This is a genomic window from Paenibacillus sp. FSL H8-0280 (genome assembly GCF_045040665.1).
Taxonomy (GTDB): Bacteria; Bacillota; Bacilli; order Paenibacillales; family Paenibacillaceae; genus Paenibacillus; species Paenibacillus xylanexedens_A.
In genome coordinates, this window is record NZ_CP150296.1 from 6,112,810 (window position 1) to 6,134,614 (window position 21,805).

Here is a 21,805-nt window from a genome sequence, read left to right on the forward strand (position 1 = left end):
TGCCTAGCAACTGTACCGCTCGGCTCCCATGCGTAAAGGACAACAAACATCGTTCTACGCAAGAGATGCGGCTACTTCGGACTCCTCTGCTTCAATAAGATTGCTGCGGACGAGCCACCCGAAGACGGGATTTGGTTTAACATGGGGTTCGGAATTGGATTTGGGGATAGACGACAAGGATTGTTCCTCCTGTCGATGTAAAGCTTGCCGCAGGGTTCCGGCCGTCCAGCAGGAAGTCGACTGTACCTCCTGATTTGGCACTCGAGCTGCCTTTGACGAAGCCTATATTTAAGGGGTATTGATACACTCTATGTACGATTTGCTTATTCCCCCACAGCCCTGGTGTGGATAAATAAAGATTCGGCTGCGGGGTAGTGAGCTTTTCCTGACGATTAAATTTAACGAGGGTACTGCATGAGACTCAATGAATGCTCCGTATGGCATGAACGGGACTGCCCTTGGATTGCCGGAGAATTCCCTGCTGATTGACGTTACCACAGGTAGCATAAGGAGAAAGTCTTCCACTTAGATGAAAGCGCTATCTTAACATCAAGTCCGCACGCCCTCCGGAAGGCACTTTCGTGCCTCTTGCCGGGGCGGCCATCGGCTTGGCCAAGCTTAGGTCGTTACTAGCAAATCCTTGGTCTCCTGAGAGATCACCTGCTGCATACTGGACTTGATAATGGCGCAGCCGGCGGTCAGATGCTCCATCGAGACGGTCAGCGGAGGCATGATCTTCAGCACACAATCTCCTCTGCCGGCTCTTTCAATGATGAGCCCGTTCTCGAAGCTGATATCCGTCACCCGCTTCGCCCCGGCTTCATCCATGAACCCCGAGACGTCAATGCCCCAGATCAGGCCGAGTCCGCGGATGACGATGGACGGATGCAGAGGCTTAATTTCTTGATCAAGGAACGAGCGCACATATTCTTCCTTCTGCTTCACCTGAGCTTCCAGTTCGGTTCTGTCCCGGAACTCGAGAGCAGCCTTCGCGGCTACAAAAGCCAGCTGGTTGCCGCGGAAGGTGCCATTGTGCTCGCCCGGCGTCCAGATATCCAGTTCGGGCTTCAGCAGCAGGAGGGACATTGGCAGGCCGTACCCGCTGATCGACTTCGACAGGGTAATGAGATCCGGCTCGATCCCCGCACGTTCGAAGGAGAAGAATTCGCCTGTCCGGCCGCATCCTACTTGAATCTCGTCTGTAATGAGCAGAATATCGTGCCTGCGGCAAAGCTGCTGCAGCTCACGTAGCCACTGCGCGTCGACAACGTGAATTCCGCCTTCGGCTTGTACCGTTTCAAGCAGGATCGCGGCCGGCTTGTCGATTCCGGAGTGCGAATCAGTCAGGATATTCTCAATATAACCGAGCGTATCCATTTCTGCGAAAGCCCCGCTCGGGTGCGGCATGAACGTAACTCCGTCCAGAGGAAGCCCCGCCCCTTCTCTCATGGACTTGGAGCTTGTCGCCGACAGACTGCCGAGCGACATGCCGTGGAAGCCACCCATGAATGCGAATATTCCACTTCTCTTCTTCGCCTTGCGTGCGAGCTTCAGGGCCGCTTCCACCGCATTCGTCCCTGTTGGACCGCAGAATTGAAGCTTGTAATTCAGCTTCTTCGGCTCCAGGATCCGCTCGGAGAAGCTCTGGATGAATTCACGCTTGGCCATTGTATACATATCCAGACCGTGCATAATCCGGTCGGAGGTCAAGTAATCGAGAACCCGGTCTTTAATATAATCGTTGTTATGGCCGTAATTGAGTGCCCCGGCACCTGCAAAGAAATCAATATATGCTCTTCCGTCCTCAGAATATAAAAGGTCTCCCTTGGCCCGGTCGAATACCACCGGAAAGCTTCTGCAGTAAGATCTTACGTTGGATTCCAGCTTTTCAAAAATGCTCACTCGCTTCATCCTCCATCGGAATTGGGATAAGGTTGGCTCTATCTTTCCGAACCTTCCTTTCTAAACCTACTGACGTCATGGAGCAACATATTCTAGGCTGTCATTTTCCACAATTGTTGGTCCCCACATGCCGGCTTGTTGGTAAGCCAGTATACTGGTCTCTCGCACACAGCTTGGATGGGTATAAAAAAACCTACAATTCCATTTATTAGAATAATAGGGAATAAGACCTAGGTTGAATTATATCAAAATTTACAAGAATGTATAGTGAAATTTTTGTTAAATATAGTCATTATATTGTTAAATTTGGTCAATAAAACATTATGTGTTAACATTTTTCGTTAAAAATAGTGAATGGAGAAGAAACGTTGGGAATGATTTGATATCATTCAAGGAATTCGACGAGTGTTGACATTCAGTCATTTAACAGGTAAATTTGGTATATATTCCCTTTAAATATTCTTTGCTGGTGTTCCGATTCCTTGCACTTTGTAATTTTTAACATGATTACCTGACCAATTTCTGAAAGCCTTGCTGGAAACTGGCCACAGCGTCCGCACGGATGGTAGCCGACATCGTTTTGTATCACGCCTTCTTCTCTACGTCTCTGTTAGAGTAAAGAGTAAATATATTCTGCTCCTCCTCGTCAAACCGTACGTGAGGTTTTCCCTTATACGCTTTCCGATGTCCTTCACTCATTTACATGCAGATTTACAAACGCGGACGGACAACGATTTCACTTCGTGTAATAAGCTTCTTCATAGAGCGCATTGTTGGTTCTTGGCACACCATTTTGTGAGTTGCTGAAAGATGTACCCGTCACGTTCAGTCATCTTCCTTTACCATTCAAATGATCTTTTATGCCCGATCCGCATCCTTATTGGGGATATATTTGCACTTACGAGTTGCGAATGTTAATGATTCTCTTTAAGAAGTTGATTACATTCGTGCACGCAGAATATTTCAAATGTGAGAATTACAAAAAGGTACTCTTCCTAAGATACTTTATAACCTGATGGATTTACGTCCAATGAATGACCGCAATTTACAATGCAAAAACACAAATAAGGTGGTTCTAATATTTAGAACCACCCTTCTGAAACATCAAAAAAGTCCTGATGACTCAAAGTCATCAGGACCATTATTTTGTTTATACTTTATTAGTTTACGGAATCTTTTGATCAACCCGTTGTCCATATCATCGGACAATAGTTCGTGTAGTTCCATACTTTTGTTAATGGTTCTACACTTATTTATCATTGGACAATAAACTAATTTGTACAGAATACCTTACTCAACCGTTACACTTTTCGCCAGGTTACGTGGTTTATCTACATCATGACCCAGTGCCAGGGAAGCATAGTATGCCAGCAATTGCAGCGCAACTACAGACAAAGCAGGGCTAAGCAGTGGCAGCGTCTTAGGAATTGCAAACGCTTGGTCTACGGATTTCAGCAATGGTGCTACGTGCTCTTCATACGTAATTGCCAATACATCTGCGCCACGTGCTTTTACTTCCTTAATGTTGCTCACTGTTTTCTCAAGTACGTTCTCCTGCGTTGCCAGGGCAATAACAGGGATACCGTCTTCGATCAATGCAAGCGTACCATGTTTCAACTCACCCGCAGCATACGCCTCGGAGTGAATATAAGAGATCTCTTTCAGCTTCAAAGATCCTTCTTGAGCTACTGCATAGTCAAGACCACGGCCAATGAAGAAGAGATGTTCATGTTTGGAGATTTGCTCTGCATATCCTTTGATTGCTTCCGCTTGCTCCAACATGGATTCCACTTGCTCAGGCAATGCTTGCATCGCTGCCAGCGTGTGTTCAATCTCTTCTGCAGATTGAGTACCACGAACTTGTGCAAGGTACAGACCCAGCAAGTTGAACGCGATCAACTGCGAAGTATACGCTTTGGTAGAAGCTACTGCAATTTCAGGACCTGCCAATGTTGCGATAACATCATCTGCATCACGTGCAATGGAGCTGCCCACTACGTTTGTGATTGCCAGTACGTGTGCACCATTGGATTGTGCTTCACGCAATGCAGCAAGTGTATCGGCAGTTTCACCGGATTGGCTCACTACGATTACAAGTGTATCTTTGTGCACGATTGGGGAACGGTAACGGTACTCGGAAGCCACATCTGTTTCAACCGGAATACGTACCAATTGCTCAATCACTGTACGTCCAACCAGACCTGCATGGTACGCTGTACCACATGCAATGATTTGAACGTTACGGATATTTTTAATTTGTTCTTCAGTCATTTTCAACTCAGGAAGTTGAACTTTTTTGCCTTCATTATCGATGCGACCCAGCATAGTATCACGATATGCTTTTGGTTGCTCATGAATTTCTTTCAGCATGAAGTGCTCAAATCCGCCTTTTTCTGCGGTTACAGCATCCCAATCGACACGAATCATTTCCCGAGAAATAAAGTTGCCTTCAATCGTCATCAATTCGACAGCATCATGTGTCAATACAGCCATTTCACCATCATTCAGAATGTACACGTTACGTGTATGTTCCAGAATTGCCGGGATGTCGGAACCAATGAAGTTCTCGCCTTCACCAATACCAATAATCAACGGGCTTGCTTGACGCACTGCTACGAGTTTCTCTGGCTCATGCTCTGTCAATACACCCAGTGCAAATGCGCCACGCAACAACGTGATCACTTTTTGTACTGTTTTGACGATATCACCATTGTATTCACGTGCGATCAGGTGAGAGATAACCTCAGTATCTGTCTCGGAAGTGAACGTGTGACCTTGAGCCATCAATTCGTCCTTCAGATCCAGGTAGTTCTCAATAATACCGTTATGCACAACAGAGAACTTCTGGCTTCCATCTGTGTGTGGATGAGAGTTCTCATCCGATGGTTTACCATGAGTTGCCCAACGTGTGTGTCCGATTCCGGCATTACCTACCAGTGGTGCACCATCCAGCTTGGCTTCAAGGTTCGCAAGACGACCAAGAGCTTTCGTGATTTGCAGACCTTCCGGTGTGAATACTGCGATACCTGCAGAATCATAACCACGATACTCGAGTTTTTTCAATCCTTCGACCAATACCGATTGAGTGTTCTTATTACCAATATATCCAACAATACCGCACATAATTTATTTCCTCCGTTTGTATATGAATACTGTGTCACGAAGAGAAACAGGCAGAGGCGGCATATCGGAAAAATGAGTGATTGCCTAGCGTTTCATGAATACTTGGTACTTATTCAATTATCAATGATCAGAGCGACCTCGTGTCGCCCCGCTGTCATCATAAGCTGTTATAAATGCAATCATGAATGTACATCATTTTCCCGCCCGCGTACTGTTTACGCTCTTCACGCACATTCATTTGAATTTTAGTTTAACTCTTGCACCTGCACCGGCGCGTTGTGTGGACAGTCACCTATCCATTTTCCGCAATCCGGTTTACGGCTCTGGTGCTTCACCGGGAGGTCCCCGCCGAACAATCCGAACACCTCCACCTCGTCAGCTTGATAGCCGTTGATCTTAATCAGACGTTCTTCAACCTAGAAGAAATCCTGATCAACATCATCCCGCGCAACTCCAAGCTCTGGCGCTTGTGTAACTGTAACCTTACGTTCCTCACTTTCTGTGTCTGAATGACGACTCCACTCATTATATGCACGTCAGGTCCATTTTGCAATGGAGCAAAGTACCTGTGACAATTTTAGCATATTTACCTACAATCCCGACCGGATAAACGGACCTATGGTCTCATCAGGCCGGGACGCAGGAATATCCATGCATAAGTCCTAAATCATGTTATATTAAGCCTCGTTCTACACAACAATTCCCTTAAGAGAACCGTATGCAGAAGGTATCTCTTACATCTTCCAGTCCTATACCAGCTCTTTTTGCACTACATCTGCGATTTGAGACACAAATTTTTCAAGTTCGTCTTTATCTGGTCCTTCCGCCATAACACGGATCAGAGATTCAGTACCTGAAGCCCGAACGAGTACACGTCCATTATCCCCGAGTTGCTGTTCTACTGTAGCAATAGCTTGCTCGATTGCAGCATTGCCCTCGTATTTGCTCTTATCTTCAACACGCACATTCACCAATACTTGTGGGTACTGGGTCATTAGCGCTTTTAGTTCACTCAGTTTTTTACCGGAAGCCTTGAGCGTATCCACGAGTTGAATCGCAGTCAGCATTCCGTCTCCAGTTGTATTGTAATCCAGGAAAATAACATGGCCAGATTGCTCTCCACCCAAGTTGTAACCGCCGCGACGCATTTCCTCCATCACATAACGATCACCTACTGCCGTTTTAGCTGTTTTCAGTGCAAGTTTCTCCGTTGCTTTGTAGAATCCGATGTTACTCATAACAGTTGATACAACAGTACTGTCCTTCAACTTGCCAGCACGATTCATCGCATCACCACAGATACACAGAATGAAGTCTCCATCCACCTCAGCGCCTGTCTCATCAATAGCAATCAGACGATCCGCATCCCCGTCAAAAGCAAGACCCAGATCTGCTTTATGATTAAGCACTTCTTGTTTCAGGTTCTCTGGATGAGTTGATCCACATTGCTCATTAATATTCAGGCCGTTAGGCTCAGCGCCAATGGCAATGACTTCTGCACCTAGTTCACTGAACAATTTCGGTGCCAGTTCATAAGCTGCTCCGTTTGCACAGTCCAAAACAATTTTAAGTCCAGAGAACGATTCATTTACAGTCGTTTTCAGGAAATCAAGGTAACGATAACGGGATTCTTCATCTGTCGTTACAGTACCCAGCCCGCCACCAACTGGCCGTGGCAATTGATCTGTCTCCGCATCCATCAGTTCTTCAATCCGGTTCTCTGTTTCATCAGACAGCTTGAAGCCATCTCCACCAAAAAACTTGATTCCGTTATCCTCAACCGGATTGTGGGAAGCGGAGATCATCACGCCTGCGTCAGCTTTCAACAAACGTGCAATATACGCCACTCCTGGCGTGGATACTACGCCCAGACGGATCACATCAGCGCCAATGGACAACAGACCTGCAACCAGTGCGGATTCCAACATCAATCCCGAGATACGAGTATCCATGCCGATAACCACTTTTGGTCTTTCCACACCACCTGCAAGCACGTAACCACCACAACGTCCAATGCTGTAAGCCAGCTCTGCCGTTAACTCTTTATTGGCAACCCCTCTTACACCGTCTGTACCAAAATATTTCCCCATGATTTAACTCCTTCTATTCGCATCATATACGAGCACTATTATTATTTTTTGAGAATTTTAAGATTAGAACGTTTACGGATTCGCGCCACTTTTACTGCCAGTACCGCTGTTATTATTATTTAAATTACCTCGACTGCTTGTGCTCCCCTGTTGACCCTGATCCTGAGTATCCGTATTCGATTCCGTTTCTTCTTCATCAGGAACAGGATCTGTTTCCCCATTTTCAACCTCGGCTGGTGTTGGGTCAGGTGCTACCGTTCCCTCGTCCGTCGGTTCTTCGCCAGGAGTGGTCGTGGTATCTTCAGCCTTTTCGCTAATTTTGACCGTCGCACTCAATGCAGTGGATGATTCATCCAGTTTGGCATAACGGGGCAGGTCGGCTTCAAGCTTGATCTCATGCGTTCCGACCGCAAGTCCAGCAAGATCCCCGGTTAACGTGAGATCATCACTACTCAGACCCTCAAGCATACTTGCTGAGCCTGTAAGTGTGAGGTTCAGACCGCCGCTTCGAGGCGTAACCAGCGTCCCTTCCAGTCCATTCCCCGCACCGGTAAGTGTGATGGGGACGTTCGGAAAGACTTTGGTTGTCTCCTCTGCCTCGTCAAATGGTGATATGGTTACCTTGATCTGAATCGAACTAGGCTCGATTTTCTCAAAACCGGAAGGCGGCGTCAAGTCCACGTTAACTGTCGATGTACCCGACTGATCAAACTGTGTAAGATCAAGGGTTACTTGGTCGTAGGACTGTATACCCGCAAGCGCATCCTCTGATCCATAAACCGAGACTTCTTTCACGCTTGGCTCTACCGTGGAGAGTACCAGGCCTTCCGGAAGCTGTCCCGAATATTTGATTCTTAAGGGTACAGATGTATAGGGCTGATTGACCGGAACTCGGACTTCAACCGTTTGAGGCGTTATAATCGCATTTTCAAGGACCTTGCCTTCAGCATCGTATGCTTGAAGTTTCACTTTTTTCTGTATGACATCTTCCTTGGCATCTTTCACGCTCACACTGCCCTGGACCTTCGCTACAGCCTCAAGTTGCCCTTCGGGCAGAGTAACCTTAACCGGCGTCGAAGGTTCAATTACGGGCGTTCCAGCGCTGTATCCGGCGGATGGTTCCCCTTCGGGTACAATATTCACATTGAAGGATTTGGTGCCCAATTTTTCTACGTTCACCGTAACCATGGAAGGTTCCATGCTGACCACTTCTACCCCTGAAGGCAGATCAGGTACAAGTGGCAGTGTATTGGACCCATCTTTCACCTGACTCAGATCGACCAGTACCTTGTAATCATCATTCGTAAAAATCGATGTTAGCATCGAGCGCTGTCCTTTGATCTCCAGCCGGACCTCATCCGTACTTAATGAAGTAAGCACATAGCTGTTGCTGTCTAATCCATAAGGTTGAACAGGCACCGTACGTTCCACAACCTTGTTGGTTGTCCCTGTCGTAATCGTGGGGGTGGTTGGTACTTCATCCAGATGAATCATGAACCAGAGCAGCAGGCTCACCGCAAGTGCAAGTATTTTGGCAAAGTTATTATTGTTAAACCACTTATCCATTGTTACGTCCTCCCTTCCGTTTCCAGAAGGTTGTCCAGCCATTCTTTTTCAGATTGGATGTAGGGCGCAACTCCTCATACAGTTTGGCAATCAGCGATTCTTCCTTAATATCACGAACGACCTGTCCATTCATTGCCAGTGACACTTGTCCTGTTTCTTCGGAGACAACCAAACAGATCGCATCTGCAACTTCGGTAATCCCGATTGCTGCACGGTGACGTGTTCCCAATTCCTTACTGATAAAAGGATTCTCTGATAATGGCAGATAACAAGCTGCCGCCGAAATCTGTTTTCCCTGTATAATAACGGCTCCATCATGGAGCGGTGTATTTGGAATAAAGATGTTAATCATCAGCTCCGAGCTGACCAGAGAGTGCATCTTAATGCCCGATTCCGTGTAATCGTTCAGACCCGTTTCACGTTCAAATACGACCAATGCGCCAATTTTACGCCGTGACAAATAATTAACTGACTTAATAATCTCACCAATTAACACGGTTAGTTCTTCATCACTCGCTGCCGCTGAACGTCCAAACAGCTTACCGCGTCCCAATTGCTCCAGACCACGACGCAGTTCCGGCTGAAAGATAATGAAGACCGCAACGACACCAAACGTAAACATCTGGTTCATTAACCATTTGAGCGTATACAAGTTTAGCCACGTACTTAATGCCCAGATCAACACAAGGAACAGAATCCCTTTCAGGAGCTGAACCGCACGTGTCCCCCGCACAAGCAAAATCAGTTTGTACATAATATAGGTAACGATCAATATATCGATAACGTCCTTAATGGACTCTGTCCACGTTAAGTCAGCAAAATAATTCATAAGCCAGCCCCCGCTATCCCCATTGATGAGTAAACCCTGATCTCATATTAACCCATTAGGATTTTATATAATCCTTTGTCTCCGCATTTTTGCATCATTTGATTTGTGCAAAATGCTTATCTATATGTAGTAGTATGTTCTCTTTAGTATCTAGGTTATAACGTTAACGTTCAGGTTGCAAGTTACGGCAGTCTCAAACTGCACATAAACATCACATTTACCATGAATTACAAAGTTTGCGTATAAAAAAAGAGTACCCCATGCAATCTGGAGGTACCCTGCTTGGTATATACCATTGAAGAATTTTACCCTGTTCTAGCGATAAGCCACTTCATTTACCATATTGGTTATTTTGTACCAGAACCAGTCCAGCGCCTGATCAATACTTTTCACCTGACCTGAAATATGCGCCGTTGAAGCCTGAAACAGTTGTCCGTCGATAACCGTCAGATTGCCGTTCACATCACCATATACTTGTGCGGTTCCATTTTCTATCGTAAGATCGCCAGCAATTGACTTACCTTCAGGAACAATAACCGTGTTACCCTGAATCACGATCTGGTCCAGATTATTTCCCTTAACAACCATTTCGTTATTCTGATTCCAGAAATTCAAGGCGCTAAAGAGCATCACGACCAAAAAGAAGGCTGCCGCCGTCAGCGCGGGATGTCCTTTGACCCATTTGAGCCATGCTTGCTGTCTCTTGGGCTGGGGCAGAGCATTCATAATTCGATTGGTCAGCTCATCAGAGGCAGACGGTGAATAGTGTTTCATGGCAAAGAGTAACATTTCCGTCTGTTCCAACTCTTTAAAGCGCATGCGACAATCCGGACAGATCACAAGGTGACTTTTCAGTTCAACCTTCTGGGCCGGGGACAACGACTCATCCAAACATTCATGCATTAAAGAGACGGCCGAGTTGCAATCCATATGAGAGCCAATCCTTTCTTAAATCACTTAGTCCATGTGCCATTAAAAAGCACGCATAAGACTTGCATACATTACATACGCATCCGTTTCGGATATGTTTCAAATAATTTCGCCCATATTTAAAGGCGTTTAACATTTATAACTTATACTCCAATTTTTTACGTAGAAAATCACGGCCCCGATGAACGCGTGTCTTGATCGTTGTTACGGGCATACCTGTCACATCACTGATTTCCTGTAGCGACAAGTCCTGTAAATATCTCAGAATCATAACGGACTTATACTTGGCTGGCAAACTGTCAATGGCCTCACGAATGAGTGTCTGCGTTTCTGACAGGAGCGCTTCACTCTCCGGTGTACGATCATCACTCGGGAGCATCGCATAACCATCAGATCCTTCCTGATCATTCAGTTCAGCATCCAAAGAGTATGAAGGTTTCTTTCTACGCAGTCGGTCAATACACAGATTGGTTGCGATCCGGTAAATCCAGGTTGAGAACTTCTGGTTCGGGTCGTACTTCTCCATATTACGAAACACACGCAAAAACGTCTCCTGCACAACGTCTTCAGCTTCATGACGATTGTTCAGCATCCGGTATGCCAAATGAAATAGCTTGTCCTTATATAGTTCAACGATTTCTGCGAAGGCTCTCTGGTCGCCCTTGAGCACCAGTTTAACAAGCCTGTTCTCCAAATTGTCCACCCTTATTCCCCCAGACATGCTGATGGGTCTTCCGTCTTCTGATACCCGTCCACACTTGTAATTCACCAATCAAATCGTAAATCAACTTTGGTCAAAAATCAAGACTGTATGACAAATATCCGCCAAAAACAGTAAAAACGGGAACTCCCGTAGGAGTCCCGTTTAATCTCTTACTCCGTAGAGCAGAGAATGGAGCTTTTTAGTTAACAAAGTAATGGGTACTTTGTTACATATAATTATTCAAATGCAGCAGTTCAATCATCAACCTGTGTTACGCAGTCCTGCAGCGATGCCATTGATTGTCAGCAACACTTCTCTAAGCAGTTCCGTATCATCCTCACCACGTTCACGCATATCTCTGAGCTCGCTCAGAAGTTGAACCTGCATGTAGGACAACGGATCTACATAAGGGTTACGAAGGCGAATGGATTCTTGAATAACCGGTACATCATCCAGAATTTCAGCTTCTCCGGTAATCTTCAGAATCAGCTCTTTTGTGAGCTTGAATTCGGCTTCAATCTGACCGTAAATGCGATCACGGGCTTCCTTGTTCGAAGTCATGGCCGAATATTCTTTGGCAATGACCAGATCTGCCTTGGCTACGGCCATCTGTACCGTATCAATTAATGTACGGAAGAATGGGAAGCTTGCATACATTTCTTTCAGGACAACCAGATTTTCCTCTTTATCCTGATAGTAACTTTGCAATCCTGTTCCTGCCGCATACCATGCCGGAAGCAGATAACGACTTTGAGTCCAGGCGAATACCCAAGGGATCGCTCTCAGATCTTCAAACTTATCGCTATTTTTACGCTTGGATGGACGGGAACCAATATTCAGCTCACCAACCTCCGGAAGCGGCGTTGATTCTTTGAAGAAGGTGAAGAAGTCTGGATCACGGAAAATCAGATCCTGATATTTCGTCAGAGATACTTCCGAAATCTCTTTGATGATGCTGTCCCAATGACGTTCGGATGCTGACTCTTGCGGCTCAAGCCCATTAAGTGCTGCTGTGATTAGAGCCGAAGTTGCCTGCTCCAGACTGCGGTATGCAATCCCCTGAAGGGAATAACGGGAAGAAATAACCTCTCCCTGCTCCGTAATCTTGATGCCCCCACCAATCGTATGTGGTGGTTGAGCAAGAATACTGCGGTTGAGTGGCATGCCGCCACGTCCAAGAGCCCCGCCACGTCCATGGAAGAACTTCAGCTTAACGCCGTGTTCATTACCTACAGCCGTGATGGCATTCATTGCTACGCGCAATTCCCAGTTGGCTGTAACCACGCCGCCATCCTTGTTACTGTCTGAATAACCAAGCATGATTTCATGCAGTTCATTCCGTCCTTTTACGCTTGCGCGGTATACAGGAAGGTTGAACAGCTTCTGCATAATGTCCGAAGCCGCATGTAGATCATCAATCGTTTCAAACAGCGGAACCGCTTGAAGTGTAGATACAACGTCACCGTTGTGTCCTTTGGTGAATAAGCCCACTTCCTTGGCAAATACCATAACCTCCAGCAAATCACTTGCGCCCTGCGTCATACTGATCAGGTAACTTGTGATACAGCCGTTCCCAAATTCGTTCTGGGCACGCTTAATGGTACGGAAGACATCCAGACATTCTTTGGTTCCCTCCGTGTATTGGTGATAAGGAGAAGTAAGCGGACGTGGATCATCCAGCAAACGAGCAAGCAGATCGATTTTACCGTCTTCAGTCAGACGCGCATAATCCTCTACAATGTTCATTTTCGCCAAAATCTCCGACATCGCATTTTCATGTTCCTTACTGTGCTGACGCACATCCAATGCTGCGGTATGGAAACCAAACAACTCGACTTGACGAATCATCTTGCGAATGGTCGTATCTGCTACGTAATCGGCAAAATGATGGCGCAGACTTCGATCAATAATCATCAGTTCATCAATCAAATCCTGTGCGCTATGATAACGGTCAGGTTGACCTAATTTGTTCTCATCCAGTACATTGTTCAGCTTGGCAATCATATAAGCCAATTTGATGCGGTATGGCTCTTTTTCATTCCGCCAGATATCCACTTTTTTCAATGTAACAGAATTACGATCCTGCTCAATCGACTGCACCAGCTCATCCGATACATGAATGATGTTTGTGCTGAAGCTGAGATGGCCCATAAGTTCAATCATAATCCGTTGGTATTCACGCAAAGCGAGCTTGCGTTGCATCAACAGTGTCTGCCATGTTACATCTGAAGTTACCGAAGGATTTCCATCCCGGTCTCCACCGATCCAGGAACCGAACCGCAAATACGTCGGCACATGCCAGTCATGGTCAGGATAAAATTTGTTCAGGCAGCGTTCCAGCTCCTGATATACATCCGGAAGTACGTGGAACAACGTTTCATGAAAGTAATACATCCCGTTCCGCACTTCATCGAGTACAGTCGGTTTGCGGTCGCGAAGTTCATCTGTCTGCCAGAGTGTAATAACCTCATTCAGCAGCTTCTCACGCAACTGTTCACGTTCACGCAACGTCAGCGTAGGATTATCAAGTGACATGACATCTTCGGATATCCGTTTATGGATGTCCAGAATAACCCGGCGCATAGCTTCGGTTGGGTGAGCTGTCATAACAAGTTCCAACGACAAATCGTCGAGAATCTCTTCCACCTCTGTATGAGAAAGTCCACGTTCCTTAAGATCCTGTACTGCTTTCTCAATCGATCCTGGCTGCACAGCGTCCCCAGCAGAACGTTCATAATCCCGTTTACGCCGGATCCGATGGTTTTGTTCAGCAATATTAACTAATTGAAAATAAATAGCGAAAGCCCGAATAACCTGGTGACGATTCTCCGAGTCTAATTCCTGGATCATCGTTTTGAACTCTGCATAGAGTTCTGGCAGAAATTCTGCACGCAACGATTTGCTCGTTTCCCGAATCTTCTCAACGATATCTAGAAGCTCCGTGCCGCCTTGATGGACAAGAACTTCTCCGAGTATATTGCCCAGGAACCGCACGTCTCGCCGAAGCAGGTTGTTGGATTGGCTTTTGCTGGCGGTTACCATAGTTTCAGTCATGCTTATCCTCCCATCTGATCGTTCCATTCGTACACGTAAATTTGACACCTTCATAACATCATACAATAAAATGGTACGAAAATCTTTATTTTTCTACTAGAAAAAATGGGGATTATCCCCGATTTACAGCACAAAAACACGCTTTTTTATTCATTTTCTTGTTCTGCTTCAATTAATGGTCATATACTGTCGCATGATACCTTTTTCACGTACTTTAGATGAATCAAAAGTCTCATACCTATTCTTAAAAACTCATAAATATACAGTTCTTTTAGATATGATCCCATGTACCTGATATTAAGGTTAAACCGCATATTTTCATTGTTTGAGAACAGATGATATACAAAGAAACATGACCGGCAAAGCAAGCTTTTGTATACTTTACCACAGTGACGCAATAAATTAAAGATGTAATTATAATTTTCTTCCCACTACAGTCTGCTTATTAGGGGAGTTTCTTATGTATGTTCCTAACCTACTGCAATCATAGGGATATCTTAACACATCATTTCTACATAATGTTCTTAGCTTTTTGGGCAGATTAATCTATAGCTCTTACTAAAAAGGAGGAATCCAAATGATGAAGAAAGGTACAACAATTATTGCTTCCGTGCTTCTGGTGGCCGCGATGGCCGGCCCTGCTGCTGCTGATGGTCATATGTCCAAAGGAATGGATACCAACACCAACGGATCACGTGTCCGGTCTTATCAAGACACCAACTACATGGATCGCACAAACACCAACCTGAATATGGATGGAAACTACCGCAACAATGGTGACTATCGTACCAACAGTGTTCGTGCTAACGCCACGACAACCAACCGTGACAACGGCATGGATTGGGGCTGGCTTGGTTTGCTGGGACTGCTTGGATTAGCGGGCATGCGTAAAAGAGTGACGGATCACAACGAACGTTAAATTGTGCGCTCTTCACTATACAATAGCTGCTACGTCTTAGAAACAGCTCATCGACAAGGATAAACAGAAGAGCCAAGACCTCCCTATTTGGATTACGAAGGGGTCTTGGCTCTTTTTTAAATAAACCTGTACTGTTCCTTACATAAAATAACTGCTAATTCTTACGTTAATAAAAATAAAAGAGCCTTTGCAGATGCAGAGGCTCTTTCATTATATCCTGTAAGCGGGTGATGGGAATCGAACCCACGCTATTAGCTTGGAAGGCTAAAGTTCTACCATTGAACTACACCCGCATAAACAAAAATCGGGATGACACGATTTGAACATGCGACCCCCTGGTCCCAAACCAGGTGCTCTACCAAGCTGAGCTACATCCCGATACTAAAAAAATAATGGCGCGCCCTGAGAGATTCGAACTCCCGGCCTTTTGATTCGTAGTCAAACGCTCTATCCAGCTGAGCTAAGGGCGCAAAAATATTGGAGCGGAAGACGGGAATCGAACCCGCGACCCTCGCCTTGGCAAGGCGATGCTCTACCGCTGAGCCACTTCCGCAAATAAAGGATGCGCGTGGAGGGACTTGAACCCCCACGTCAAAGACGCTAGATCCTAAGTCTAGTGCGTCTGCCAATTCCGCCACACGCGCATATGATGGTGAGTCATGAAGGGCTCGAACCTTCGACACCCTGATTAAAAGTCAGGTGCTCTACCAACTGAGCTAATGACTCATACTAAAATGGCTGGGGATATAGGATTTGAACCTATGCATGACGGAGTCAAAGTCCGTTGCCTTACCGCTTGGCTAATCCCCAATAAAAATATGGTGGAGGCTGAGGGGATCGAACCCCCGACCCTCTGCTTGTAAGGCAGATGCTCTCCCAGCTGAGCTAAGCCTCCAACTATATGACCCGTAGGGGATTCGAACCCCTGTTACCTCCGTGAAAGGGAGGTGTCTTAACCCCTTGACCAACGGGCCCCATTTCCAAAGCTCTCAACCGGGATCGAACCGGTGACCTCATCCTTACCATGGATGCACTCTACCTACTGAGCTATGAGAGCAAATGGCTCCCCGAACAGGGCTCGAACCTGTGACAACTCGATTAACAGTCGAGTGCTCTACCAACTGAGCTATCAGGGAATAATATGCATTTGCAGTGCAAATGCAATTCATCGTACAACGTCCACATGCAGAGCCTGTTTTCTATGTATGATGAAAGAGTTCGCTTGGCGGCGTCCTACTCTCCCAGGACCCTGCGGTCCAAGTACCATCGGCGCTAGAGGGCTTAACGGTCGTGTTCGGGATGGGTACGTGTGGAACCCCTCCGCCATCGCCACCAAACGCATAGCTTACATTTCAGAGATCGTTCTCTGAAAACTAGATTCGAAACGAAACATGCGAATTATCACTTGCTATTGGATAAGCCCTCGACCGATTAGTACTGGTCAGCTCCATGCATTGCTGCACTTCCACCCCCAGCCTATCTACCTCGTCGTCTTCAAGGGGTCTTACATACTGGGAAATCTCATCTTGAGGGGGGCTTCACGCTTAGATGCTTTCAGCGTTTATCCCGTCCGTACATAGCTACCCAGCGGTGCTCCTGGCGGAACAACTGGTACACCAGCGGTACGTCCATCCCGGTCCTCTCGTACTAAGGACAGCTCCTCTCAAATTTCCTACGCCCACGACAGATAGGGACCGAACTGTCTCACGACGTTCTGAACCCAGCTCGCGTACCGCTTTAATGGGCGAACAGCCCAACCCTTGGGACCTACTTCAGCCCCAGGATGCGATGAGCCGACATCGAGGTGCCAAACCTCCCCGTCGATGTGGACTCTTGGGGGAGATAAGCCTGTTATCCCCAGGGTAGCTTTTATCCGTTGAGCGATGGCCCTTCCATGCGGTACCACCGGATCACTAAGCCCGACTTTCGTCCCTGCTCGACTTGTAGGTCTCGCAGTCAAGCTCCCTTATGCCTTTGCACTCTTCGAATGATTTCCAACCATTCTGAGGGAACCTTTGGGCGCCTCCGTTACTCTTTAGGAGGCGACCGCCCCAGTCAAACTGCCCACCTGACACTGTCCCCGCACCGGATTACGGTACCAGGTTAGAACCTAGATACGATCAGGGTGGTATCCCAACGTTGCCTCCACGCAAGCTGGCGCTCACGTTTCAAAGGCTCCCACCTATCCTGTACAGATCGTACCCAAATTCAATATCAAGCTGCAGTAAAGCTCCATGGGGTCTTTCCGTCTTGTCGCGGGTAACCTGCATCTTCACAGGTATTAAAATTTCACCGGATCTCTCGTTGAGACAGCGCCCAAGTCGTTACGCCATTCGTGCGGGTCAGAATTTACCTGACAAGGAATTTCGCTACCTTAGGACCGTTATAGTTACGGCCGCCGTTTACTGGGGCTTCGGTTCACAGCTTCGGATTGCTCCTAACCACTCCCCTTAACCTTCCAGCACCGGGCAGGCGTCAGCCCGTATACTTCGCCTTACGGCTTCGCACAGACCTGTGTTTTTGCTAAACAGTCGCTTGGGCCTTTTCACTGCGGCCCCCTCGTGCTATTCACACTACCGGGGCACCCCTTCTCCCGAAGTTACGGGGTCATTTTGCCGAGTTCCTTAACGAGAGTTCTTCCGCGCGCCTTAGAATACTCTTCTCGCCTACCTGTGTCGGTTTGCGGTACGGGCACCTTCACCTGGCTAGAGGCTTTTCTTGGCAGTGTGAGATCATGACCTTCGCTACTACAATTTTCGCTCCCCATCACAGCTCAGCCTTACAATGTGCGGATTTGCCTACACATCAGCCTTACTGCTTAGACGGACATCCATCAGTCCGCGTCACTACCCTACTGCGTCCCCCCATTGCTCATAACGGCTTACGGTGGTACAGGAATTTCGACCTGTTGTCCTTCGACTACGCCTTTCGGCCTCGCCTTAGGTCCCGACTTACCCTGAGCGGACGAGCCTTCCTCAGGAACCCTTAGGCTTTCGGCGGATCAGATTCTCACTGATCTTTTCGTTACTCATACCGGCATTCTCACTTGTATAATGTCCAGCGCTCCTTACGGTACACCTTCAACCCTTATACAACGCTCCCCTACCCCTGATGCAAAGCATCAAGCCATAGCTTCGGTGGTGTGTTTAGCCCCGTTACATTTTCGGCGCAGAGTCACTCGACCAGTGAGCTATTACGCACTCTTTCAATGGTGGCTGCTTCTAAGCCAACATCCTGGTTGTCTGTGCAACTCCACATCCTTTCCCACTTAACACACACTTGGGGACCTTAGCTGATGGTCTGGGCTGTTTCCCTTTTGACAATGGATCTTAGCACTCACTGTCTGACTCCCGGAAGTAAGTCTATGGCATTCGGAGTTTGACTGAGCTTGGTAACCCTTGCGGGCCCCGCACCCAATCAGTGCTCTACCTCCACGACTCTGTTTTCCGAGGCTAGCCCTAAAGCTATTTCGGGGAGAACCAGCTATCTCCGAGTTCGATTGGAATTTCTCCGCTACCCCCACCTCATCCCCGCATTTTTCAACATGCGTGGGTTCGGGCCTCCAGTGCGTGTTACCGCACCTTCACCCTGGACAGGGGTAGATCACCCGGTTTCGGGTCTACGTCCACGTACTATATCGCCCTATTCAGACTCGCTTTCGCTGCGGCTCCGGCTCTTCACCTTAACCTTGCACGGGAACGTAACTCGCCGGTTCATTCTACAAAAGGCACGCCATCACCCCTAAAACGGGCTCTGACTTTTTGTAAGCACACGGTTTCAGGTTCTATTTCACTCCCCTTCCGGGGTGCTTTTCACCTTTCCCTCACGGTACTGCTTCACTATCGGTCGCTAGGAAGTATTTAGCCTTGGCAGATGGTCCTGCCGGATTCATACGGGGTTTCACGTGCCCCGCACTACTCGGGATCCGTCTCGGAGGGAACAGACTTTCAACTACAGGGCTTTTACCTTCTTTGGCGGGCCTTTCCAGACCTCTTCGCTTAACCGGTTCCTTTGTAACTCCATGTGAGACGTCCCACAACCCCAAAGAGCAAGCTCTCTGGTTTGGGCTTCTCCGCGTTCGCTCGCCGCTACTGACGGAATCACTATTGTTTTCTCTTCCTCAGGGTACTTAGATGTTTCAGTTCCCCTGGTATGCCTCTGCACAACCTATGTATTCAGTTGTGAGTAACTGGAAATTACCCCAGCTGGGTTTCCCCATTCGGACACCCCCGGATCAAAGCTTGCTTACAGCTCCCCGAGGCAGTTTCGTTGTTCGCCACGTCCTTCATCGGCTCCTAGCGCCTAGGCATCCTCCGTGTGCTCTTAGTAGCTTAACCATTGCGCTCGTGTTCGAGCTGTCGCTCCGCTTGGTTTGGACTACGTCCAAATCCAAAAGTCGCTCCATTTCGATCACTCGCTCCAGCAATCTACCGTTTTTATTGAAACTTGTTTAACACAAGTTCAGCTAAAAAGGAATGTTCTAATTCGCGTTTGTTTCGTTTCGATATCTAGTTTTCAAAGAACAAACTTGTAAAACATTTTTGGTGGAGCCAAGCGGGATCGAACCGCTGACCTCCTGCTTGCAAGGCAGGCGCTCTCCCAGCTGAGCTATGGCCCCATAAAAAGTTTAAAGGTATAAATGGTGGGCCCTGGTGGACTCGAACCACCGGCCTCACCCTTATCAGAGGTGCGCTCTAACCAACTGAGCTAAGGGCCCACATTACATATACTATTTGAACCCAAAATGGGTTACGCTTGGCGGCGTTCTACTCTCCCAGGACCCTGCGGTCCAAGTACCATTGACGCTGAAGGGCTTAACGGTCGTGTTCGGGATGGGAACGTGTGGAACCCCTTCGCTATCGCCACCAAACGTTTGAGAGTTTGAGCTCTCAAAACTGAGCAACGAGTGAGTTGTTTGTGCTCTTCATTTCATCCACACTGAAGTGACGGACCGAAATGAATCGCTGTTGCAGGTTCTAAGAACCTGCGTATTTGAATGTTTCCGTTGCAGGAAACGATTCTCCATAGAAAGGAGGTGATCCAGCCGCACCTTCCGATACGGCTACCTTGTTACGACTTCACCCCAATCATCTATCCCACCTTCGGCGGCTGGCTCCTTGCGGTTACCCCACCGACTTCGGGTGTTATAAACTCTCGTGGTGTGACGGGCGGTGTGTACAAGACCCGGGAACGTATTCACCGCGGCATGCTGATCCGCGATTACTAGCAATTCCGACTTCATGCAGGCGAGTTGCAGCCTGCAATCCGAACTGAGACCGGCTTTGTTGGGATTGGCTCCATCTCGCGATTTCGCAGCCCGTTGTACCGGCCATTGTAGTACGTGTGTAGCCCAGGTCATAAGGGGCATGATGATTTGACGTCATCCCCACCTTCCTCCGGTTTGTCACCGGCAGTCTATCTAGAGTGCCCACCCGAAGTGCTGGCAACTAAATATAAGGGTTGCGCTCGTTGCGGGACTTAACCCAACATCTCACGACACGAGCTGACGACAACCATGCACCACCTGTCTCCTCTGTCCCGAAGGAAAGATACATCTCTGCATCGATCAGAGGGATGTCAAGACCTGGTAAGGTTCTTCGCGTTGCTTCGAATTAAACCACATACTCCACTGCTTGTGCGGGTCCCCGTCAATTCCTTTGAGTTTCAGTCTTGCGACCGTACTCCCCAGGCGGAGTGCTTAATGTGTTAACTTCGGCACCAAGGGTATCGAAACCCCTAACACCTAGCACTCATCGTTTACGGCGTGGACTACCAGGGTATCTAATCCTGTTTGCTCCCCACGCTTTCGCGCCTCAGCGTCAGTTACAGCCCAGAGAGTCGCCTTCGCCACTGGTGTTCCTCCACATATCTACGCATTTCACCGCTACACGTGGAATTCCACTCTCCTCTTCTGCACTCAAGTCACCCAGTTTCCAGTGCGATCCGGGGTTGAGCCCCGGGATTAAACACCAGACTTAAATGACCGCCTGCGCGCGCTTTACGCCCAATAATTCCGGACAACGCTTGCCCCCTACGTATTACCGCGGCTGCTGGCACGTAGTTAGCCGGGGCTTTCTTCTCAGGTACCGTCACCTTGAGAGCAGTTACTCTCCCAAGCGTTCTTCCCTGGCAACAGAGCTTTACGATCCGAAAACCTTCATCACTCACGCGGCATTGCTCCGTCAGGCTTTCGCCCATTGCGGAAGATTCCCTACTGCTGCCTCCCGTAGGAGTCTGGGCCGTGTCTCAGTCCCAGTGTGGCCGATCACCCTCTCAGGTCGGCTACGCATCGTCGCCTTGGTGAGCCGTTACCTCACCAACTAGCTAATGCGCCGCAGGCCCATCCCCAAGTGACAGATTGCTCCGTCTTTCCAGTTTCCTTCAGGCGAAGAAAACAACTATTCGGTATTAGCTACCGTTTCCGGTAGTTGTCCCAAACTTGAGGGCAGGTTGCCTACGTGTTACTCACCCGTCCGCCGCTAAGTATCAAGGAAGCAAGCTTCCTATCAACTCCGCTCGACTTGCATGTATTAGGCATGCCGCCAGCGTTCGTCCTGAGCCAGGATCAAACTCTCCAATAAAGTATTGAAAAGAGCGATAAGCTCATTTTGAATCTGACGAGATTAAAAATCTCATTTGTGCTCCAGTCGATTCAAGCCAAGGCTTGTCTCAAACTTTCGCGTTCATTC

The 21,805-nt window shown here is 47.7% G+C and carries 10 protein-coding genes, 13 tRNA genes and 4 rRNA genes; 1 reads left to right on the forward strand and 26 read right to left on the reverse strand.

Translation table 11 applies throughout. The features are described from left to right. Positions 1-54: 54 nt before the first annotated feature. The 9 genes from MHI12_RS26590 to ppc all read right to left on the reverse strand — a co-directional run bounded on the left by MHI12_RS26590 (position 55) and on the right by ppc (position 14,197). Entirely contained in the window at positions 55-177 is a 123-nt protein-coding gene (locus MHI12_RS26590) for a hypothetical protein (RefSeq protein WP_341009026.1), read from the reverse strand. Positions 178-618: 441 nt separating this feature from the next. After that, positions 619-1,902, reverse strand: coding sequence for a diaminobutyrate--2-oxoglutarate transaminase (gene ectB, locus MHI12_RS26595; protein ID WP_405170784.1), 1,284 nt, complete (start codon positions 1,900-1,902; stop codon positions 619-621). A 1,290-nt stretch (positions 1,903-3,192) separates the two neighbouring features. Beyond that, on the reverse strand, positions 3,193-5,025 hold the full coding sequence (glmS, locus tag MHI12_RS26600) for a glutamine--fructose-6-phosphate transaminase (isomerizing) (protein WP_036668148.1): 1,833 nt from the start codon (positions 5,023-5,025) through the stop codon (positions 3,193-3,195). 749 nt (positions 5,026-5,774) lie between these two features. Continuing rightward, a complete protein-coding gene (glmM, locus tag MHI12_RS26605; protein ID WP_405170785.1) occupies positions 5,775-7,115 on the reverse strand; it encodes a phosphoglucosamine mutase in 1,341 nt (446 codons plus the stop codon). 72 nt (positions 7,116-7,187) lie between these two features. Then, complete coding sequence (locus MHI12_RS26610) at positions 7,188-8,681, reverse strand: YbbR-like domain-containing protein (RefSeq protein WP_405170786.1); 1,494 nt, start codon at positions 8,679-8,681, stop codon at positions 7,188-7,190. Next, positions 8,674-9,510 carry a diadenylate cyclase CdaA gene (gene cdaA, locus MHI12_RS26615; RefSeq protein ID WP_017692119.1) on the reverse strand — a complete coding sequence of 279 codons (837 nt, stop codon included), beginning with the start codon at positions 9,508-9,510 and terminating at the stop codon, positions 8,674-8,676. Before cdaA ends, MHI12_RS26610 begins: the two co-directional genes overlap by 8 nt. A 315-nt stretch (positions 9,511-9,825) precedes the next feature. Then, complete coding sequence (locus MHI12_RS26620) at positions 9,826-10,440, reverse strand: zf-HC2 domain-containing protein (RefSeq protein WP_036614042.1); 615 nt, start codon at positions 10,438-10,440, stop codon at positions 9,826-9,828. A gap of 136 nt (positions 10,441-10,576) precedes the next feature. Next, complete coding sequence (gene sigW / locus MHI12_RS26625; RefSeq protein WP_017692117.1) at positions 10,577-11,143, reverse strand: RNA polymerase sigma factor SigW; 567 nt, start codon at positions 11,141-11,143, stop codon at positions 10,577-10,579. Positions 11,144-11,404: 261 nt separating this feature from the next. Continuing rightward, positions 11,405-14,197, reverse strand: a complete 2,793-nt coding sequence (gene ppc, locus MHI12_RS26630; protein ID WP_405170787.1) for a phosphoenolpyruvate carboxylase — start codon at positions 14,195-14,197, stop codon at positions 11,405-11,407. Positions 14,198-14,774: 577 nt separating this feature from the next. Here ppc and MHI12_RS26635 point away from each other — a divergent pair. Beyond that, entirely contained in the window at positions 14,775-15,116 is a 342-nt protein-coding gene (locus MHI12_RS26635; RefSeq protein ID WP_341009029.1) for a WGxxGxxG family protein, read from the forward strand. Positions 15,117-15,338: 222 nt separating this feature from the next. Here MHI12_RS26635 and MHI12_RS26640 read toward each other — a convergent pair. The 17 genes from MHI12_RS26640 to MHI12_RS26720 all read right to left on the reverse strand — a co-directional run bounded on the left by MHI12_RS26640 (position 15,339) and on the right by MHI12_RS26720 (position 21,697). After that, positions 15,339-15,409 (reverse strand) — tRNA-Gly (locus MHI12_RS26640). An 11-nt stretch (positions 15,410-15,420) separates the two neighbouring features. Continuing rightward, positions 15,421-15,494, reverse strand: a tRNA-Pro gene (locus MHI12_RS26645). A gap of 15 nt (positions 15,495-15,509) precedes the next feature. Then, positions 15,510-15,586 (reverse strand) — tRNA-Arg (locus MHI12_RS26650). 8 nt (positions 15,587-15,594) lie between these two features. Next, a tRNA-Gly gene (locus tag MHI12_RS26655) sits at positions 15,595-15,669 on the reverse strand. Positions 15,670-15,679: 10 nt separating this feature from the next. Beyond that, positions 15,680-15,760, reverse strand: a tRNA-Leu gene (locus tag MHI12_RS26660). Positions 15,761-15,766: 6 nt separating this feature from the next. Beyond that, positions 15,767-15,842, reverse strand: a tRNA-Lys gene (locus MHI12_RS26665). Between the two features lie 9 nt (positions 15,843-15,851). Continuing rightward, a tRNA-Gln gene (locus tag MHI12_RS26670) sits at positions 15,852-15,926 on the reverse strand. A gap of 9 nt (positions 15,927-15,935) precedes the next feature. After that, positions 15,936-16,011, reverse strand: a tRNA-Val gene (locus MHI12_RS26675). Between the two features lie 7 nt (positions 16,012-16,018). After that, positions 16,019-16,090: transfer RNA gene (locus MHI12_RS26680), tRNA-Glu, on the reverse strand. A 10-nt stretch (positions 16,091-16,100) separates the two neighbouring features. After that, positions 16,101-16,173, reverse strand: a tRNA-Thr gene (locus MHI12_RS26685). A gap of 3 nt (positions 16,174-16,176) precedes the next feature. Further along, positions 16,177-16,252, reverse strand: a tRNA-Asn gene (locus MHI12_RS26690). An 84-nt stretch (positions 16,253-16,336) separates the two neighbouring features. Then, positions 16,337-16,453 (reverse strand): 5S ribosomal RNA (gene rrf / locus MHI12_RS26695). A 74-nt stretch (positions 16,454-16,527) separates the two neighbouring features. After that, a 23S ribosomal RNA gene (locus MHI12_RS26700) occupies positions 16,528-19,453 on the reverse strand. A gap of 205 nt (positions 19,454-19,658) precedes the next feature. Next, positions 19,659-19,734, reverse strand: a tRNA-Ala gene (locus MHI12_RS26705). Positions 19,735-19,756: 22 nt separating this feature from the next. Further along, positions 19,757-19,833, reverse strand: a tRNA-Ile gene (locus MHI12_RS26710). A 36-nt stretch (positions 19,834-19,869) separates the two neighbouring features. After that, positions 19,870-19,986: ribosomal RNA gene (rrf, locus tag MHI12_RS26715) — 5S ribosomal RNA — on the reverse strand. 158 nt (positions 19,987-20,144) lie between these two features. Beyond that, a 16S ribosomal RNA gene (locus MHI12_RS26720) occupies positions 20,145-21,697 on the reverse strand. The 16S, 23S and 5S rRNA genes sit together here with 13 tRNA genes alongside, the layout of an rRNA operon. Positions 21,698-21,805 lie beyond the last annotated feature (108 nt).

Bases quoted from the DNA above. Each gene is read 5' to 3' on its own strand.
- MHI12_RS26610 (WP_405170786.1), bottom strand. From the start codon at position 8,681: ATGGATAAGTGGTTTAACAATAATAACTTTGCCAAAATACTTGCACTT.
- MHI12_RS26620 (WP_036614042.1), bottom strand. From the start codon at position 10,440: ATGGATTGCAACTCGGCCGTCTCTTTAATGCATGAATGTTTGGATGAG.
- glmM (WP_405170785.1), bottom strand. From the start codon at position 7,115: ATGGGGAAATATTTTGGTACAGACGGTGTAAGAGGGGTTGCCAATAAA.
- MHI12_RS26635 (WP_341009029.1), top strand. From the start codon at position 14,775: ATGATGAAGAAAGGTACAACAATTATTGCTTCCGTGCTTCTGGTGGCC.
- glmS (WP_036668148.1), bottom strand. From the start codon at position 5,025: ATGTGCGGTATTGTTGGATATATTGGTAATAAGAACACTCAATCGGTA.
- cdaA (WP_017692119.1), bottom strand. From the start codon at position 9,510: ATGAATTATTTTGCTGACTTAACGTGGACAGAGTCCATTAAGGACGTT.
- ppc (WP_405170787.1), bottom strand. From the start codon at position 14,197: ATGACTGAAACTATGGTAACCGCCAGCAAAAGCCAATCCAACAACCTG.